Source organism: Nucisporomicrobium flavum (assembly GCF_016464385.1).
Lineage (GTDB): Bacteria > Actinomycetota > Actinomycetes > Mycobacteriales > Micromonosporaceae > Actinoplanes > Actinoplanes flavus_A.
Map to the genome: position 1 here is coordinate 93,114 of NZ_JADMLH010000007.1, position 18,008 is coordinate 111,121.

The 18,008-nt window shown below is 73.8% G+C and carries 17 protein-coding genes; 8 read left to right on the plus strand and 9 right to left on the minus strand.

Annotated features, from left to right (window positions below; genetic code table 11):
- Window positions 1-3 precede the first annotated feature (3 nt).
- Entirely contained in the window at window positions 4-888 is an 885-nt protein-coding gene (locus IT780_RS18470; RefSeq protein WP_199512842.1) for a bifunctional 5,10-methylenetetrahydrofolate dehydrogenase/5,10-methenyltetrahydrofolate cyclohydrolase, read from the plus strand.
- On the opposite strand, the gene IT780_RS18475 is transcribed toward IT780_RS18470, so the two are convergent.
- The 3 genes from IT780_RS18475 to IT780_RS18485 form a co-directional block, all read right to left on the minus strand.
- Complete coding sequence (locus IT780_RS18475) at window positions 878-1,927, minus strand: glycoside hydrolase family 26 protein (RefSeq protein WP_199512843.1); 1,050 nt, start codon at window positions 1,925-1,927, stop codon at window positions 878-880. The two genes, IT780_RS18470 and IT780_RS18475, sit on opposite strands and share 11 nt — an antisense overlap.
- Before the next feature lie 28 nt (window positions 1,928-1,955).
- On the minus strand, window positions 1,956-2,768 hold the full coding sequence (locus IT780_RS18480) for a polysaccharide deacetylase family protein (protein WP_199512844.1): 813 nt from the start codon (window positions 2,766-2,768) through the stop codon (window positions 1,956-1,958).
- Between the two features lie 120 nt (window positions 2,769-2,888).
- Window positions 2,889-3,119 carry a hypothetical protein gene (locus tag IT780_RS18485; protein ID WP_199512845.1) on the minus strand — a complete coding sequence of 77 codons (231 nt, stop codon included), beginning with the start codon at window positions 3,117-3,119 and terminating at the stop codon, window positions 2,889-2,891.
- A gap of 201 nt (window positions 3,120-3,320) precedes the next feature.
- Here IT780_RS18485 and IT780_RS18490 point away from each other — a divergent pair, with 201 nt between their 5' ends.
- The 4 genes from IT780_RS18490 to IT780_RS18505 all read left to right on the plus strand — a co-directional run bounded on the left by IT780_RS18490 (window position 3,321) and on the right by IT780_RS18505 (window position 6,230).
- Complete coding sequence (locus IT780_RS18490) at window positions 3,321-3,563, plus strand: hypothetical protein (RefSeq protein ID WP_199512846.1); 243 nt, start codon at window positions 3,321-3,323, stop codon at window positions 3,561-3,563.
- Between the two features lie 66 nt (window positions 3,564-3,629).
- Window positions 3,630-4,280 (plus strand): hypothetical protein, encoded by a 651-nt coding sequence (locus IT780_RS18495; protein ID WP_199513084.1) that lies wholly within the window; start codon window positions 3,630-3,632, stop codon window positions 4,278-4,280.
- A gap of 40 nt (window positions 4,281-4,320) precedes the next feature.
- Window positions 4,321-5,025 (plus strand): nucleoside/nucleotide kinase family protein, encoded by a 705-nt coding sequence (locus IT780_RS18500; protein WP_199512847.1) that lies wholly within the window; start codon window positions 4,321-4,323, stop codon window positions 5,023-5,025.
- Between the two features lie 23 nt (window positions 5,026-5,048).
- Complete coding sequence (locus IT780_RS18505) at window positions 5,049-6,230, plus strand: metallophosphoesterase (protein WP_199512848.1); 1,182 nt, start codon at window positions 5,049-5,051, stop codon at window positions 6,228-6,230.
- A gap of 196 nt (window positions 6,231-6,426) precedes the next feature.
- Here IT780_RS18505 and IT780_RS18510 read toward each other — a convergent pair whose 3' ends face one another.
- Both IT780_RS18510 and IT780_RS18515 read right to left on the minus strand, forming a co-directional pair.
- Window positions 6,427-7,527, minus strand: coding sequence for a hypothetical protein (locus IT780_RS18510; RefSeq protein ID WP_199512849.1), 1,101 nt, complete (start codon window positions 7,525-7,527; stop codon window positions 6,427-6,429).
- Window positions 7,528-7,575: 48 nt separating this feature from the next.
- Complete coding sequence (locus tag IT780_RS18515) at window positions 7,576-8,478, minus strand: aldo/keto reductase (protein WP_199512850.1); 903 nt, start codon at window positions 8,476-8,478, stop codon at window positions 7,576-7,578.
- A 165-nt stretch (window positions 8,479-8,643) separates the two neighbouring features.
- Here IT780_RS18515 and IT780_RS18520 point away from each other — a divergent pair, with 165 nt between their 5' ends.
- Window positions 8,644-9,141 (plus strand): TetR/AcrR family transcriptional regulator, encoded by a 498-nt coding sequence (locus IT780_RS18520; RefSeq protein ID WP_307831269.1) that lies wholly within the window; start codon window positions 8,644-8,646, stop codon window positions 9,139-9,141.
- 15 nt (window positions 9,142-9,156) lie between these two features.
- Here the strand turns inward: IT780_RS18520 and IT780_RS18525 are convergent, their stop codons facing one another.
- Complete coding sequence (locus IT780_RS18525; RefSeq protein WP_199512851.1) at window positions 9,157-9,720, minus strand: TetR/AcrR family transcriptional regulator; 564 nt, start codon at window positions 9,718-9,720, stop codon at window positions 9,157-9,159.
- A 116-nt stretch (window positions 9,721-9,836) separates the two neighbouring features.
- Here IT780_RS18525 and IT780_RS18530 point away from each other — a divergent pair, with 116 nt between their 5' ends.
- Complete coding sequence (locus tag IT780_RS18530; RefSeq protein WP_199512852.1) at window positions 9,837-10,754, plus strand: SDR family oxidoreductase; 918 nt, start codon at window positions 9,837-9,839, stop codon at window positions 10,752-10,754.
- Here the strand turns inward: IT780_RS18530 and IT780_RS18535 are convergent.
- Window positions 10,733-12,079, minus strand: a complete 1,347-nt coding sequence (locus tag IT780_RS18535; protein WP_199512853.1) for a PQQ-dependent sugar dehydrogenase — start codon at window positions 12,077-12,079, stop codon at window positions 10,733-10,735. The two genes, IT780_RS18530 and IT780_RS18535, sit on opposite strands and share 22 nt — an antisense overlap.
- Window positions 12,080-12,180: 101 nt before the next feature.
- Here IT780_RS18535 and IT780_RS18540 point away from each other — a divergent pair, with 101 nt between their 5' ends.
- The gene (locus tag IT780_RS18540; RefSeq protein WP_199512854.1) at window positions 12,181-12,915 is read left to right on the plus strand and encodes a hypothetical protein; all 735 of its coding nucleotides are present in this window, start codon (window positions 12,181-12,183) and stop codon (window positions 12,913-12,915) included.
- Window positions 12,916-12,921: 6 nt separating this feature from the next.
- Here the strand turns inward: IT780_RS18540 and IT780_RS18545 are convergent, their stop codons facing one another.
- Window positions 12,922-13,497 (minus strand): acetoacetate decarboxylase family protein, encoded by a 576-nt coding sequence (locus IT780_RS18545; protein WP_199512855.1) that lies wholly within the window; start codon window positions 13,495-13,497, stop codon window positions 12,922-12,924.
- A complete protein-coding gene (locus tag IT780_RS18550; protein ID WP_199512856.1) occupies window positions 13,497-18,008 on the minus strand; it encodes a glycoside hydrolase family 2 TIM barrel-domain containing protein in 4,512 nt (1,503 codons plus the stop codon). The genes IT780_RS18545 and IT780_RS18550 overlap by 1 nt, the downstream gene beginning before the upstream one ends.

Consider the following 18,008-nt stretch of genomic DNA (forward strand, 5'->3'; position numbering starts at 1 on the left):
CGCATGTCCGACAGCCCGCAGACCCCGGCCCACGAGGCCCGGCTCCTGCCCGGCAAGCCGGTCGCCGACGCGGTCCTCGCCGACGTGGCGCGGCGCGTGGCGAAGCTCAAGGAGGCCGGCGTCCAGCCGTCGCTGGCCACGATCCTCGTCGGTGACGACGACGCCAGCGCCGGCTACATCCGCATCAAGCAGCGCCAGGCCGGCGAGCTGGGCTTCGTCTCCCCGCACGAGCACCTGAGCGCCACCGCCACCCAGGACGACCTGCACCGGGTCATCGACCGGCTGAACGCCGACCCGGCCGTGCACGCGCTGCTGATCCAGTACCCGCCGCCCGCGCACATCGACTACGACGCCGCGCTGATGACCGTCGACCCGGACAAGGACGTCGACGGCATGCACCCGCTCAACCTCGGCCGGCTCTCCGTCGGGCTGCCCGGCCCGCGCCCGTGCACCCCGGCGGGCATCGAGGCGCTGCTCGCGCATCACGAGATCCCGGTCGCCGGCCGCGAGGTCGTCATCCTGGGACGCGGCGCCACCATCGGCCGGCCGCTGGCCATGATGCTGTCGCAGAAGCGCCCGACCGCCAACGCGGCCGTCACCGTGGTGCACACCGGCGTGCCCGACTGGCAGCGGTACACGCGGCGCGCGGAGATCCTCGTGGCCGCGGCGGGCGTACCGGGCATCATCCAGCCCGAGCACGTCAAGCCGGGCGCGACCGTGATCGGCGCCGGCGTGCGCTACGAGGGCCGGCGGCTGCTGCCCGACGTGGCCGAGGAGGTCGCGACCGTGGCCGGCGCGCTCACCCCGCGGGTGGGCGGGGTCGGCCCGACGACCGTGGCCATGCTGTTCCGCAACGCCGTCGAGGCCGCGGAGAAGGCTAGCCGCTGAAGCGGGGGTTCCTGGCCATCGCCACGTACGCCGCGAGCGACTCGGGGCTCGTGTCGATGCGCCACTTCTCGGTGAACCCGGGGTGGGTGTCGGTGTCGAACCACACGACGCCGCCCACCGCCGGGTGCGCCTGCACCCACTGTGCGAACAGCGTGATCCAGTCCGCCTTGGTCCGGCCGCCGCGGTCCACCGCGCCGACCTCGCTGATGAGGATGGGTTTGCGGGCGGCGTACGAGCGGTAGATCGGCCCGAACAGCGTCTCGGGCGTCTCGTGGTGCAGGTTGTAGCCCGAGACGCCCACCCAGTCGACGTACTTGTCGCCCGGGTACAGCGCCGCGAACGTGTTCCAGTCGGCGACCGGGGACGAGTTCCAGTTCGGCCCCCACACCCAGGAGACGTTGGTCGCGCCCTCGTCGGCGAAGATGCGCCGCAGCCGCTTCCACGACTCGATGAACCCGGCCGGGTTCTTGCCGTTGCGGGCGGCGCCCCAGCCGTACCAGTCGCCGTTCATCTCCCAGGCCCAGCGCAGCAGCACCGGCCGGCCCTGCGCCTTGAGCCGCCGGGCCGCCCGCGCGATGAGGTCGTCGGCGGAGCCGGAGGTGATGTCGGTGTAGCGGGTGCCGCGCCAGGAAACCATCGGGAACGCGTGCGCGGGCAGCCCGTCGATCGTGCGGGGAAGCAGATCGCCCCAGTCGTAGAAGACGTGCACGATGCGCTCGTCGCGGCCGGCCTGCTGCCGGCGCAGCGCCTGCGCCTGCGCCGCGGTGCGGCCGGACAGATCGAGGTACGCCCCCAGCATCGCCTTGCCGCTGCGGAACGGCACCGTCCCGCCGCCCCTCGTCACGACCGCGGGCGGCGCGGCGGCCGACGGTTTGGCGCCCGGGTGCCCCGGTGAGGTCGTCGCCTCGGCGGGGCTGTCCGGCGTGCGTACCTGCTGCACCGCGACCGTGGCAGCGGGCACCGCGGCGACGGCGGCGGCCAGGCCGAGCACGTGCCGACGGGTGATCTTGCGGCGCGGGGCGCGGTGGGCCGGGCTCATGCCGAGCCCGGTCCGGCGATGGCCCGGCTCATGTGAGGTTCCGTCCGGTGGCCCGCGCCACCCGGCGCACCACGCGCCAGCCCGGCTGAGCGATCTGCTTGAGACGGGGAACGAGCGACGAGCCGCCGCCGGCGACGAGGCCGACGAGCTGCTCACCGGTCAGGTCCGGGGTCGGCTGCAGCCGCGGTACGGCGAAGCGCCGCTCACCGGGCGTGTGCAGCCGCCGGCCGACCTCGGTCGCGTTGTCGTGCCCGGCGGCGAGCACGGCCGCCCGCACCCGGGCCCCGTTGTACCCGTGCGGGTACGCGAACCCGCGCACCCGCCGTCCGAGCCGCTGCTCCAGCTCGTCCTTGCTGCGGACGGTCTCCTCGCGCAGCTGGGCGGCGGGCAGCACGTCGAGCGGGTGGTGCACGAGGCTGTGGTTGCCGATCTCGATGCCGGCGTCCGCCACCTCGGCCAGCTCGTCCCAGGTGAGCAGCCGGCCGAAGTCGGGCGCCCAGCGACCCAGCCAGTCCGCGTGCCGGCCGAGGTGGCCGACGGAGGCGTACAGGGTGGCGCCGGCCCCGGCGTCCGCGAGCACCGGGACCGCCGCGGTGAGGAAGTCGCGGTAGCCGTCGTCGAAGGTGACCGCAACCAGCCGATCGGTGCAGCCCTGCTCGAGCAGGTCGAGCGCCTCGGTCAGGCCGACGAGCCGGTACCCGGCCGCGGTCAGCGCGTGCAGCTGCTCGGCGAGGCGCTCCGGTGGCACCGCGAGGTCGCGCATCGGGCCGGCGACGGCGGACACGGAGTGGTACATCAGCGCGGGCAGGCTCTGCCACGCCGGGTGCGCCGTGACGGTCACTCCGATCCTCCCACTCGCCGCTGGATATGACCCTTATCGGTCAGAGACCCGGCAAGCTTTGTGGTTCGCAGAACTCGTCCGGCCGGTGCGCGACGCCACGTCTGCGCCGCTCAGGCCACGTTACGGCGCGCTTTCCGCACTGTCCAGCACGACTGCGGCGACGATGGCGGACATATCGGCGACGGTCATTCTCACCACTCCGCCGCGGGTGGCGAGACCGCGGTCCGCCTCGTACGCGACGACGTCGGCGTGCTCGAGCTCGTCGGCCAGCACCGCCAGCCGCCGTTCGATGCGGGCGGCGAGGTTCTCGGCGAGATCGTCGTACCGGGCTGCGGGGATCTGCACGGTCATGGGGTCACCTTTCGCCGTCGGCGGGGCGTCGCCACCGGAAGAGGGGCACACGTCCACGCTAGGCGGCGGGCGTACCCGATGGGCGTTTTCTCCGGTTTTTGACCCGGGAGGTGGCCGCACCCGCCTCCACCGAAAGTCATAGCCGCCGATCCGGCTGCGGAGGGAAGCGCGGGCACCCTGCGTGACGGCAAGGTGATGACCATGAATTCAGACCGTGCGCGCCGCGTTGCCGAGGCCGCCGGTGAGGCCGCGCTCGTGCTCGGTCTGACCGCGCTGCCGACCGCGTGGCGCGCCCTCGACGGGCGCATCATCGTGGTCCTGGCGGTCATGCTCGGCGCCCTCACCGCAGCGATCTACGCGTTGCACGCTGTGACATTCGACTGCTTCCGGCTGACGGCACAGCGGCAAAAGGGCAGCTTTTCTTACACCCAGCGTAAGGAATGAACCGCCGGGCCCGCCGGCCCGTACCCGGGGATGCACCGCACTTCGAGACCCCCGGGAGTGACCAGGATGTTCCGGCTCATCCAGCTCCAAGCGCAGCACGGCGTACCCCGCATCGGCGTGGATCCCGACGGCTACGGCAGCGAACGGGCCGCGCTTGCCCGTTACCGAGAGACACCGGCCATGTTCTTCGGTGTCGGCCGCTTCGACGAGTCCGGCCGGCTCGCGGAGATCATCATGGACACCGTGTGCGGGCCGGCGGCCAGCTGCCCGCGGCCGGCCGTGGTCGTGCACGCCGAGACGTTCCAGCGGCTCTGCGACACCTGCTCGTTCGGGCTGGAGGTGCTGACCCTGCCGGCGCTCGCGGTGCGGCTGGGGGTGGCGGTACGGCTCGCGCCGGTGCTCGCCCCCTCGGGCCGCCACGCCGCCCCCGAGTCGAGCCTGTCGACCGGTAACCGCATCGCCCGGGAGTTCGCCACGCACATCGACGACCCGGTGTGGCGCATGGAGCTGTGCGCGGAGCTGGCCCGCAACCCCGGGGCGGTCAACGGGCTGCTGATCGGCGTCGGCGCGCTGAGCCACCGCGACGTGCTCGACCACTACCCGGCGCTGTGCGCGCTCGGCACCCAGCTCCCGGCGGGCATCCACGCCGACCTGGTCCGCGCGACGTCCCGTCCGCTCTCCCCCGCCGGCGTCGCCGCCCTCCGGCTGAGCCTCTGAGGCGTTTCGCCGCCACCCCGCGATCGGGTACACCGGAGCAGTGACGAACAGATCGTTTTCCGCGGCCGGACCCCCGCTCACCTTCGAGACGCTGGTCGAGCGGGCCCGGGGGCTCGTGACCGGCGGGCGCCGGGCGGTGCTCGGCATCGTCGGCGCGCCCGCCGCCGGCAAGACCACGCTCGCCGAGGAGCTGGTCGCCGCCATCGCCGCGGACGCACCGGCGGACTGGGTGGTGCACGTGCCGATGGATGGCTTCCACCTGGCCGACGCCGAGCTCGAACGGCTCGGCAACCGCGACCGCAAGGGCGCGCCGGACACCTTCGACGCCCTCGGGTACGCGGCCCTGCTGCGCCGCCTGCACGAGGACACCGACGAGATCGTGTACGCGCCCGGCTTCGAACGCGTCATCGAGCAGCCCATCGCCGGCGCCATCCCGGTGCCGCGCGCCGCCCGGCTCATCGTCTCCGAGGGCAACTACCTGCTCGTCGACGACGACCGCTGGTCACGGGTACGGCCACTGCTCGACGAGGTCTGGTACGCCGACCTCGACCGCGAGACCCGCCTCAACCGGCTGATCGACCGGCACCGCCGCTTCGGCAAGGACGAGACGGCGGCGGTCGAATGGGCCACCGGCACGGACGAACGCAACGCCGCGGTGATCGCCGCGACCCGCGACCGCGCCGACCTGATCGTGCCCGCCGAGCTGATCCACGCCATCGGGACGCCGCCACCACCGGTCGGCTGAGCGGGCGTGGCAGACTTTGCGGCGTGTCAGTCGGTGAGTCCGTCGAGACCGAGCCGCGGCGGCGGCCCGGCCGGGCCGTACGCTTCGGCCTGATCGTCACCGCCGTCCTGCTGCTGCTCTTCGGCGTACCGTGGTGGACCCTCGCCTGGGCCGGCAACCGCTGGCCCGGCGCGCTCTTCGCGGCCCTGACGGCCGTCTTCGTGGTGGCCGCCGCCGCCTTCCCGCTGCTGATGTTCAGCGGCCACGGCGCCCGCCACCGCGACGGCCCGGCCCGGATCGCCGACACCCTGCTCGGCGTGGTCTGGGTGCTCTTCGTCTGGTCGATCCTCGGCAACGTCCTGCGCGCGGTGCTGGCCGTTGCGGGCGTCGCCGACCCCGGCCGGTCCCGCATCGTCACCGCGGTGGTCGCGCTCATCGCGCTGGTCCTGCTCCTCTGGGGGTACGCGGAAGCCATGCGCGTCCCGCGCGTGCGCCGCATCGACGTGGTGCTCCCCCGCCTCGGCGCCGGCCTCGACGAGCTGCGCCTCGTGCTGCTGACCGACACCCACTACGGCCCGATCGACCGCGCCCGCTGGTCCCGCCGCGTCACCGAGGTCGTCAACTCGCTGAACCCCGACATCGTCGCGCACACCGGCGACATCGCGGACGGCGAAGTAGCCCAGCGCCGCGAACAGGCGGCCCCGCTCGGCGACATCCGCGCCCGCCTCGCCCGCGTCTACGTGACCGGCAACCACGAATACTTCAGCGGCGCGCAACGCTGGGTGGAGCACATGGCCTCGCTGGGCTGGGAGGCCCTGCACAACCGCCACGTCGTCGTGACCCGCGACGGCAGCAGCCTCGTCGTGGCCGGCGTCGACGACCGCACGGCGGCCGGCTCGGGCGTACCGGGACATCACATGGACCACGAGGCGGCCCTGCGCGGCACCGACCCGGACCTCCCGGTCCTGCTCCTCGCCCACCAGCCGCACCAGATCGACGGCGCGGTGGCACACGGCGTCGACCTGCAGATCTCGGGTCACACCCACGGCGGCCAGATCTGGCCCTTCCACTACCTGGTCCGCCTCGACCAGCCGGTCCTCCAGGGCCTCAGCCACCACGGCGACCGTACGCAGCTCTACACGTCCCGGGGCACGGGCTTCTGGGGACCGCCGTTCCGGGTGTTCGCCCCGAGCGAGATCACCCTCCTGACCCTGCACTCCCACTGACGGGCCGCTCGCCATCTCGAGCCGGACTGTTCGCCGGCCCGGGGGACGCGCCCGGACCGGCACCGTCCACCGGCGTCCGCGGCGCGGCGCGTTCGCGCTGCGTCTGGATCTCCACGGCCAGGTCGTAGGTGTGCGGCCGGTCCTGTTCCATGCGGCAACGCTACGCGCCGCACCCGGCAAGCCGGGCTCGGTGCTGTCATCGCGCCAGGTCGGGGAATGCGGTGCGCAGGTCGGCGAAGAGCTGGCGGTATCCGTCCTCGCCGTGCGCGCCCGCCGCGGCCCACAGCGCGTTCAGTGCGGCGGCCAGGGGTGGGCGGTCCGTGAGGGCCAGCAGCGCCGGCAGGGCGACGTACCGTTGGGCGGCCTCGAGGGTGCGGCCGTTCGCCATGGCCTCCGGGAGCAGGACCGTCCGCTGGGGAACCGCGGGGTCCTCGAGCAGGAGCCCCAATCCCTCGGTCGGAGGCTTCTTTCCGCGGTCGGCCGCGGCGAGCGCCGCCGCGACCTGCGGCAGCCGGTCGAGTCCGGCGACGGTGACCGCCCGGCCGGCCGCCCAGCGCGCCACGGCCGCGCAGGTGTCGTCGTCGGTCTCGGCGAGCGCGAAGGCGAGGTCCGCGTCGACGTGGTCGAGCGGGTTCGCCCGGCGGTCGGCGTCACGCAGTCGCTTGCCCGGCACCCGGTCACCCCACCGCAGCCGGTCCTCGGCGCGCTGCGCCTCCTCCTTCGCGCGCGCCCTCTTCTCCGCCTTGCGCCGCTTCGCCTCCGCCCGCTCGGCGTCGCCGACCGCGGGCTTCGGGTTGGCTTTGTGCCAGTACGCCGCGACCTCCGAGGTCTGCCGCACGATGCGGTCCGGCTCCGCCTCCCCCGGCCAGAACTGCAACAGGTACGCGTCGACGATCTCGTCCTCGCCCGCGGTGTCCTGCCGCTGTCCTTCCTGCATGCCTCGCGCGCAGTAGCGCACCCGGTAGTCCCCGGGCGGCAGCTTCGCCGGGTACGCCTCGCTCAGCAGCCCGCGCACCCACAGTTTCTTGGCTCGGTGCCGGAACGAGACCTCGACAGCCTCCTCCCAGTCGTCGCCGAGCGGCGGCCGTCCGGGGTGCAGCTCGACCCGGAATTGCACGTACCCGGTGTGCAGGCCGGTCATCAGCGCGAGGAAGCCGCGGACTGCGGCGCCGCAGAGGCCGTTGACCTGCCCGTGCCAGAACGTGTCCGGGTCGACGCCGGGGTCGGCGCCCGTGCCGGCCTCGGCGGACCCGTACGACACGTGGATCGCCCGGTCCAGCAGGACGGTCGCCGGCATCCCCACCCCCATCTCTCGGCGTGAGCGCCCAGTATGCCGCTCAGTGGATCATCGCAGGGGGCGCGGCTCAGCGCGGGCAGCGCCGGAGAGGGCGTCGAAGGCCTCGGTCGCCTCGTTGTCGAGCCGGATGGCGGCGACCGCGACGTTGTCCGCGAGGTGGCCGAGGTCGCGGGTGCCGGGGATCAGCAGCGTGGCCGGGCTGTGCCCGAGCAGCCAGGCGAGGCCGGCCTCGGCCGGGGTGATGCCGAGCCGGGCCGCGTGCCCGGCCACGACCGGGTGGTCGGTGACCTTGGGGAAGCCGTCGAAGGCCGACCCGAGCGGGAAGTACGGCACCCACGCGACGCCGTGTGCCTCGCAGGCGGCGAGCACGTCCTCGTGGCCTCGGGTGAGGACGTTGTAGAGGTTCTGTACGCAGACGATGCCGGCCGGGAGCGCTTGGCGCAGCTGGGCGAGGCTGACGTGGCTGAGGCCGATGCCGTCGATCTTGCCTTCGTCGCGCAGGGCGGTGAGCTCGGCGAGCTGGCTGTCGAGGTCGACCGCCTGGTCGCCGGTGGCGGTGATGCCCGGTGGCACGTCGGCGCGGCGGAGGTTGACCACGGCGAGCCGCTCGGCGCCGAGGGCGCGCAGGTTGTCCTCGACGGACGCGCGCAGCTCCGCGGGCTTCTGCGCGGCGGTCAGGCGGCGGGTCGGGTGGGTCACCGCGCCGACCTTCGTGACGATGCGCAGCTGCTCCGCGTACGGATGCAGGGCGGTTCTGATCAGGTCGTTGACCTTGCCGTCGCCGTAGAACTGGGCCGTGTCGATGTGGTCGACGCCGAGCTCGGCCGCGCGGCGCAGCACCGTGACGGCGTCGGCCGGGTCGCCGTGCTCGAGTTGCATGGCGCCGAAGCCGACCCGCAGGACGTCGTGGCCGCCGAGCTTGCCGTACGCGGACGCGGGGGTGGTGTCCATGGTGGCGGACCTCCGGATACGATGAGAGCAAGCGGAACCGATTCCGCTTAACGGACCGACCCTAGCAGAAGCGGAATCGATTCCGCTTGTGAGGAGGCTTCGATTTCCGAGCGGGAGAGGCAGCCCGGCGCGCGCAGGGACGCCCGGCGCAACCGGGAGCGGATCATCGAGGCCGCCACGCGCGCGTTCAGCGGGCCGGGACCGGTGAAGATCGAGACCATCGCGCAGGAGGCGGGGGTCGGCGTCGGCACGCTCTACCGCAACTTCCCGTCCCGCGAGGCCCTGGTCGAGGAGGTCTACCGCAGCGAGCTGAACCGCCTCGGCGCCATGGCCCCCGGCCTGCTCGCCGAGCACCCGCCGGCCGACGCGATGCGCGAGTGGATGCGCCGCTATCAGGACTTCGTGGCCACCAAGCACGGGATGGCCGAGGCGCTGCGCGCGGTGATCGCCACCGGCGCGATCACCTCCGGCCAGACCCGCGCCCACCTCGAGGGCGCCATCGCCGCGATCCTCGACGCCGGCCGGGCCGACGGGAGCCTGCGCGACGACGTGGCACCGGCCGACATCTCCGCCGGCATGGCCGGCACCATGCTGGTCGCCGCCGACACCGAGCAGGCGACGCGGATGCTGGACCTGCTGGTGGACGCCCTGCTGACCCGCTGAGCCCGGACCGGCCGGTCAGGCCCCGGCCGTGACCGCGCGCAGCTCGGCGGCCACCTCCGCGACCAGCTCGGCGAGCGACGAGCCACCACCGGACCCGAGCCAGCGGGCGAACGCCACCCGGAAGACCGTGGCACCGGACTCGGTGGCCAGGGTGGCCGTGACCTCGTCGACGCCCCTGGCGCGCAGGGCGACGGCGACCGCCGCCGCCAGCGAGCCCATCTTGCGCAGCTCGCGCTCCTTGAGCTCGGGGCTGCTGTCGATGATGGACTGCCGCAGCCGGACCGTCTCCAGCCGGTCGGTGAAGATCTCCTCCGCCACCCGCCGGTAGGCGGCGACGACCGTGTCGAACGGGGCGGCCTCACTCGCGGCGACCGCCGCCACGAGGGTCTGCTCGAGGAGTTCGCTGCCACTGAAGAGCGCCTCGCGCTTGTCGCCGAAGAGCCGGTAGAACGTGCGCTTGTCGAGGCCGGCCCGGGCGGCGATGTCGGTGACCGTGGTCTGGTCGAAGCCGCGCTCCGCGAACAGCTCGAGGGCGGCCGCCGCCAGGCGGCCGCGCGCGTCGGGTTGCCAGCGGGCCATGCCGCCCAGGGTATCCGATGTCACACCGCGACATCGGCGCCGGGCATGTCACTTTGCGACATCTCAGCGTACGGTCATGTCGCATAGTGACATCACTGCTCGGGAAGGAATCCACGATGCGCGTATTCGTCACCGGCGCCTCCGGCCACGTGGGGTCGGCCGTCCTGCCGGAGCTCCGCGCCGCCGGCCATCACGTCGTCGGCCTGGCCCGCTCCGACGCCTCCGCCGCCGCCGTCGAGAAGCTCGGCGCCGAGGTGCGCCGCGGCGACCTGGCCGAGCTCGACCTGCTGCGGCGGGAGGCGGCCGCCGCCGACGGCGTGATCCACCTGGCGTTCCGCCACGACCTGATGACCTCCGGCGACCTGGCCGGCGCCGCCGAGGCGGATCTGGCCGCCCTCCGGGCTCTCGCCGGCGGCCTGGACGGCTCGGGCAAGCCCCTGATCGGTACGAGCGGCACGGCCATGCTCGTGACCGGCGGCGTCACCGGCCGGTCCGGCACCGAGGAGGACGTCTTCCCCGACGGCGGCTACCGCATCGACGCGGAGAACTTCGTGGCCGGCCTCGCCGCACGCGGCGTGCGCTCGTCGGTCGTCCGGCTCGCGCCCACCGTGCACAGCTCGCTCGACCACCAGGGCTTCATCCCGATCATCATCGCCGCCGCCCGCAGGAACGGGTACGCGGCGTACGTCGGCGACGGCGCCAACCGATGGCCGGCTGTGCACACCCTCGACGCGGCCGTCCTCTACCGGCTCGCGCTGGAGAAGGCTCCCGCCGGTTCACGCCTGCACGGTGCCGCCGAGGAGGGGATCCCGTTCCGGGACATCGCCGCCGCCGTGGGCCGCGCCTTCGACCTGCCTGTCCGCAGCATCAGCCCCGCCGAGGCGGACGACCACTTCGGCTTCCTCGGGAGGTTCGCGCAGCTGGACAACCCGGTCTCGGCCGCGATCACCCGCGAACTCGTGGGCTGGGACCCGGTGCGGCCCGGCCTTCTCGCCGACCTCACAGAGGGCCGCTACGGCGCGGTCACGCGGTAGACGGCACCGGCGAGGTCGTCGCTGACGTACAGGGCTCCGTCCGGGCCCTGCACGGCCATGACGGGCCGGCCCCAGCGCGAGCCGTCCTCGGCCTGGAAGCCGGTCAGCAGGGTCTGCTGCGGGCCGAGCGTGCCGTCACGCCAGGCGAAGAACGACACCTCCGGCGCCCGGGGCGGCTTGCGGTTCCACGAGCCGTGCACGCCGGCCAGGGCGCCGGGGCCGTACGCGCCGGGCAGCCCCGGAGCCGTCGCGAAGCTGAGACCCAGCGGCGCGGAGTGCGCACCCATCCCCTGCTCGACCGGGGGCAGCGCCGCGCAGTCCAGCTTCGAACCGTCGGCGTTCGTCTCGATGTCGCGGACGAACGGCCGGCGCGTGTAGCTCAGCGGGGAGTCCTTCTCACCGGGCTGCAGGTCGGGATCCGGGTTGCAGTACGGCCACCCGAGGTCGCGTCCCTGCGTGAGCCGGGCCAGCGGCTCGAGCGGATGGTCGTTGACGTACCAGGTGAGGACCTTGCCGTGGTCGTCGCCGTCGTACGGGTAGGCGATGTTGTCCCGGTTGTTGACCGCCGTCCAGACGCCGCCGTCGGGGTCGACAGCCAGCCCGGTGCCGTTGCGGACGCCCCGCGCGAACACCGCGGCCGGCCCGCCGCCCGGCGGCACCCGCAGGATCGACGCGCGTTCCGGGCTGGCGTCGCGGTCCTCGGCCGAGATGTTGCCGGTGGAACCGATCGAGACGTAGAGCGCGCCGTCACGCCCGACCGCGACGCTCTTCAGCGCGTGGGCGTACGCGCCTCCCAGCTCGGGGCTCTTGGCGTCGGGCAGCCCGCCCACGACGACACGCTTGCCGGACACCGCGCCGGCGGCGTACGCGAACCCGTCCACCTGGTCGCTCTCGGCCAGGTACAGCGTGCTGCCGGTGAACGCGAGCCCGTGCGGCTGGTTGAGGCCGCTGACCAGGGTGCTCGCGGCCGGCGCGGCGTCTGCGGCGCCCGGGGCCAGCGACACGACGTCACCGAACTTCGGCCGCGACACGAGCAGCCGCCGGTCCGGGGTCCACGCCAGCAGCCGCGCACCCGGCACCCGCGCCCACACCTCGACCGTCCAGCCGGGCGGGGCCTGCAGCCGGCGCGGCTCGTCGAACGGCGCGGCGTCGGTGCCGGCGAGCGGGCGTACGGTCGTGGCGGCCAGCGCGGGCACCTCGGCCTGGCCGGAGGCGGACACGGTGGCCCGCGGCGCCGAGCCGGAGGCGGCGTCCCCGTCCGCCGAGCAGGCCGCCAGGGCCAGCGCCATGCCACCGGCCACGAGCCCGCGCGCGAGGGTCTTCACCGCTGCATCTCTACCCCTGTCGGCCGTTGCGGTGCAACCCGGCCTGAGATCGGGCTGAGGACGACTTCGCCCGTCCGTGCCCATGAAACTACGGTGCGGTCATGGAGGACGCCGACCGCGAGATGGTCCCGGCCGCCAGGCTCCTGGCGGTCGTCGCGCTTGTTCTGGGCCCGCTGTTCTGGTGCGTGGGACTGCTGCTGCGCACGCTTGCTCTCTCCTCCGCCGGCTTCACGACCGATGAGCTCGCACGTCATGCGGCTGAGCCGTTCGCCGTGCGGGAGCAGCTGGCGGCGTACGCCGCGAATCCCGCGCTCACGACCGCCGGTTTCGCGAGCTTCCTCATCGGCTCGATCCTGCTGATACCGGCGACGTGGGCACTGGCCCGCCTGGCAGCCCGGCGGTCGCCACGGCTCGCCGTCGCGGGCGGGGCGCTCGTGATCCTCGGCCTCGTGGCGCGGGTCTACTTCGCCGGCGTGGAGCAGACGGCGTTCCAGCTGGCCTGCACCGACGGCGTCGACACGGCCACGGCCACGATCCTCGGCGCCTACGTCGACGTCTCGTACGGCCCTTGGCGGATCGCGGTGACGTCGGCGTTCGGCCAGTATCTCGGCATGCCCCTGCTGGTCGCCGCGCTGTACCGATCCGGGGTGGTCGGCGGGGCCCGCGTGGTCATCCTGCTGTGGTCGGCCACCATGTGGGCCGGCGTTCTCAAGACGGCCGGCTGGGGAGACGTCATCGCGGCCGCCGCGCTGGCCGTCGCGCTCGGCGCTGTCGCCGTTCAGCTGAGCCGCGGCAAACTGCCGTCGGTCCGCGATCGCCGGCTGGTGAGCTGGTGATCGCGGTCAGCGGCCGAAGCGCAGGCGGAAGTCGTCGAGCACCAGCGACAGCACCGGCTTGCGGCCCGCCAGGTACGCCAGCCGTCCGCTCCGCTCGGGCGCCCACGCGACCCGGGCGCTCCGCAGCGCCGTACGCCCCCGCACCGGCGTCTCGACCAGCGCGCTGCCGCGGGCCTGGCGCAGGCGCATCGGCGCGGGCCAGCGTCCCGGCCAGCGCCGGCCCGGGCGGATCACCGCCGTCGCGATACCGGCCGCGGACGCCGCCGGTGGGTCGATCTCCAGCGTGGCCAGGTCCTTCGGGATGGCCCACAGGGAGCGGCCGCCGTCGCGCGAGGCCTCGCTGTCGACCCAGATGTCGACGATCGACACCCGCAGGTCGCGCAGCAGCACCGCCGTGAGCAGCTCGCGGTAGTGCAGGGTGCCGCCGGGCTCGTACCGGACCCATGCCGCGCCGAGCAGCACCCGGCCCGCGACGGTGAGCGGGCGGAGGCCGCCGGGCAGCGCCGGCAGCGCGGCGGCCGGCAGCGCGAACACCGACAGGTACAGGCGGCCGCGCAGGTTCCAGGGCGACGGGGGATGCATCAACTGCAGGCTAGCCGTGCCGCCGCCCAGTCCGCGTGGTCGTGGGCGTTGCCGTCGCCCGCATCCGTGACCCGCAGCTCGAGGGTCTGCGCGCCGGAGAGGTCGATCGAGACCGGCGTGGCCCCCGCCGCGCCGGTCAGGACCCCCGACTCGTAGCGGCGTTCGCCGTCGAGCCACACGGAGAACACCACGGAACCGTCGCTGCCGGTCTCGTCGTCGACGCCGAGGTCGGCGCGCAGCCGGGAGCAGTCGCCGCCGAGCGGGACGGTCACGGCCGAGGCGGCGTGCACCCCCAGGCCCTTCGGGTACGCCGTACCCGCGATCGTCAGGGGTCCGCCGTCGCCCGCCGCCTGTTCGCCGTTGCTGCGGTCCTTCTCCACCGGTCCCCACCCGTTGGCCGTGGCGGTGTACGGCCGGTCGCTGAGCCACGACCACCCGGGCGGCAGCGGCGCGGTCGTGGTGGCCGTGGCGGTCGTCGTGGACGTGAAGCCCGTCGGGGTGGTCGTCACGGCGGTCGCCGTCAGGTCGTAGTTGCCGACGTCGGTGCCGGCGGGCGCGGTGACACGGAACGTCGCCCGCGCGGGGGTGCCGTACGCGACGTCGCCCAGCTCGGCGGTCTGCGGCTCGACGGTCCAGCCCTGCGGCGCTGCCAGCCGTACGGTGGCATCGGTGAGCCCGGCCGCGCACCGGGCGGTGACCGTCACGGTGACCGGTTCCGCGACGCTGGGCTCGACCTCGCCGTCGGTGGCCACGGTCAGCGACGGCGGGCAGGGCGCGGGCACGTCCGAGTCCGGCACGCCGCCGGCCGCCGCTTCCGGGTGGGTCAGCGGTCGCAGCACCAGGTCCTGGGCGTACGGCCGGTTCGGCGCGAGCCGGTACGGCGCCAGCACGGAGTTCGGCGTCTCGCCCATGCCGGTCTCGCTCGCCTCAGCGTGCAGTGTCACCCAGTCCGGGTTGCGGACGAGCGGCAGCTGGTGGTCGTACTCGGCGCGGTCGAGCTGGTCGTACGCGGTGACGCTGACGTCCTTCATGCCGCCGACGATGAGCCCGGCGCGCCCGTCGGTGAGCGAGGCCCAGCGCGCGTCGGTGTGGTTGCCGTACGCCTGCGGCCGGGAGTAGCGCACGTACTCGCGGCCGACGGTGCTGCGGTACACCCCCATCGGCGCGCCGCTGCGACGGTCGTTGTACGACTCCTGCGGCCCCCGCCCGTAGTACGCGAACCGCTGCATCTCGTCGGGCACCTGCATCGACAGGCCGACGCGCGGCAGGTACGGCAGCTCGCCGAGGCGCGGGCCGGACGGCACGACCTCCTGGCGCAGGCTGATCGTCCCGCGCCGGTCGATGCGGTAGCGCAGCGTCTGGTCGAAGACGATGCCGTTGCCGGTGGAGCGGCTGTGCACCTCCACGATCACCGCGTCGTCCTCGGTGGACGTCCGCACCCCGGTGACGCTCGTGGTCAGCGCGTCGAGGCCGGTCTCGTGCCACACCCGGCGGTCGTCGGTGCCCCAGTCGTACGTTTCGTTGCTGGTCGGCGGCCGGTACACGTCCAGCCGCGGGCCGCCGTGCAGCAGCTCGCGCCCGCCGGACCGCATCGACGCCAGCTCGCCGCCCTCGAACCGGTACGCGAACCCGCGCCCCGACACGGTGACCGTGCCGTCGTGGCTCGTCAGCGTCGGCGCGCCGGTCACGGGAACCGGCAGGACGCCGGGCACCGCGCTGCCGCCGACGGCGAACTGGTCGTGCCCGAGCGCCCAGCCGCGCCGCGCCCAGGCCCGGTCCTGCGTGCTGAGGGCCGCCACGGTGAGGAACCGTTCGCGGTCCTCCGGGTTGGCCGGCGCCGCGCCGAGCTCCAGGTCCACCGACTCCGACGGGCCGAGGCGGACCGTCCGCGTACCCGAGCGCAGCGTGCGTTCCTGCTCGGTCAGCGCCCACCGCAGCCGGAACTCGAGCGTGCCCGCCTGCTGCTCGTTGTGGACACGGACCTTCCCGGCGGCCGCGTCGACCGCGCTGATCCGGATCGGCGCCTGCGCCCACGCCATCTCGGCGGTCTCCGGCTGCACGTACCGGTCGGAGCCGACCAGCCCGTCGGTGCCGGACAGGCTGATGCCCAGGCTGAGGAAGTCGCCGCGGCGCTGGGCGGTGTCGAAGTCCAGCGCGAGCACCGGTTCCCGGTCCGCCGGCCGGTCGGGGGTCACCGCCGCCGGGTAGATGCGCACGTCGTCGACGAGGCCGCGGGCCAGCCGCGCGTTGCGCAGGTCGTTGTCGCGCTGGGTCTCGGCGTTGTGGCCGATGTTGACCTCGAACAGGCCGGGGTCGACGGCTCCCGTACGCGCCGCCGCCGCCACCTGCGCGCCGTCGATGAACAGGCGCAGCGCCGAGCCGTCGTACACGCCGGTGACGCGGTGCCAGGCGCCGTACCAGTCCGCCGGCACGTCCGCCGCGGTGGTCGCCCAGCCGCCCGCGTCCACGCCGAACTCCAGCGTGTCGCGGTCACGCATCTGCAGGGCGTACCCGCGGCCCTTGGTGATGATCGGGAAGCTGCCTGCCCACTCCCCCGGCCTGACCCACGCGTCGAGGGTGAGCGGCCCGGTCAGGTCGAGGCTGCGGTCGCGGAAGACGTCGACGAAGTCGTCCAGGCTGGACAGGCTGACGGCCTGGCCGCGGTGGCCCGGCACGAGCGCGGGCTTGCCGACGAAGAACGTCTGCAGGCGCCCCGGCGAGGAGTCCGGCGTGAGGACCAGCGGCTGGCGCAGGTTCTGCTCGGCCCAGTCCCAGATGAAGCCGCCCTGCATGGACGGGTACTTGCGGGCCAGGGCCCAGAACTGGTCGAAGTTGCCCAGGCCGTTACCCATCGCGTGGGCGTACTCCCCCATCACGATCGGCTTGGCGCTGCTCAGCGTGCGGGCCTCGAGCCGCGCCGGCGTCGGGTAGCGGGGGCCGTCGACGTCGGCGTACGGCGCGTCGCCGTCCGGGCTGTTGGACTGGTGGTAGAGCAGCCGGGTGGGCTCGTTGGCGTCGGCCCACGCCGCCATCGCGTAGTGCGCGGCGCCCAGCCCGGCCTCGTTCCCGGTGTCCCAGAAGATGACGCTGGGGTGGTTCTTGTCCCGCTCGACCATGGCGCGGAACCGGTCGGCGAACGCCTTCTGCCACTCCGGGCGGTCGGCGAGGCAGACCGACGGGCAGCTCTCGTGGTTGTGCGTCTCGATGTCGACCTCGTCGTCGACCCACAGCCCGTGCCGGTCGGCAAGGTCGTACAGGTACGGATCCGACGGATAGTGCGAGGTGCGTACGGCGTTGAGGTGCAGGCTCTTCATCAGGAACACGTCGGCGCGCTGCTTCTCCCGGGTCACGTGCCGGCCGGTGTCCGGGTCGGTCTCGGCCCGGTTGGTGCCCTTGACGAGGATGCGCTTGCCGTTGACGAGGATCTGCTTGTCGCGCACCTCGATCTCGCGGAAGCCGACGGCCTGCGCGGTGGTGTGCAGCGCTCGGCCACGCGCGTCGAGCAGCTGCAGTACGAGCGTGTAGAGGTTGGGGTCTTCGGCGCTCCATTTGGCCGGGTCGGCGACCGGCGCGGTGAGCGTGACCCGTCCCACGCCCGCCGCGGCGCTGACGGTGGTCACTGTCCGGCCGCGGGTGTCCAGCAGAGTGCCGCGCACGGTGAAGGCGCCGGCCGCGCCGGCCACGTCCACCCGGGCGGTGAGCTGCGCGTCCCGGTAGGAGGCGTCCAGGTCGGTCGTCACGTACGCGTCGCGCAGCCGGGTCTGCTCGGTGCGGTACAGCCACACGTCGCGGAAGATCCCGCTGTAGCGCCACTGGTCGTAGTCCTCGAGGTACGCGCCGGAGCCCCAGCGGTGCACCTGCACGGCGATCGTGTTGCGGCCCGGATGCAGCCGCTCGGTGACGTCGTACTCGGCGGGCGTGTAGCCGCCCTGGTCGTAGCCGACGTACGCGCCGTTCACCCAGACCAGGTAGTTGCTGGTCACGCCCTCGAAGCGGAGGAACACCCGGCCACCGCGCCAGGACGCGGGAAGATCGACGGTACGCACGTACGCGCCGGTCGGGTTGACGTCACGCGGCACCCGCGGCGGGTCGTCCGGCACGATCTCGCTCGGGATGTTGCGGAACATCGGGTGGTCGATGAAGTCCGACTGCCAGGTGTGCGGGACGCGTACGGACGGCCAGCCGGACGCGTCGAAACCGGCCTGATGGAACGAGGCGGGGACGTCGTCGGGCCGGTCGAACAGCTTCAGCCGCCAGCTTCCGTCGAGGCTCCGCACGTACGGGCTCGGCCCGTCGTGGCCGGTGACGTCCGCGACCGCCTGCGCGACCGAGCCGTACGGCCGCAGATCGGCGTGCGGCTCCTCCTGACCCTCGGCGGTCAGCTCCGGATCCTCGAGGTAGCGGTACACGTCCTCGACGGTCTGCGGCCCGTCCCCCGGCGCCGCGTGCGCCGGCGTCGCGACGAGGAATGCGCTTATCAGGAGGGCGGCCACGACGGCGGGACGGCGCAT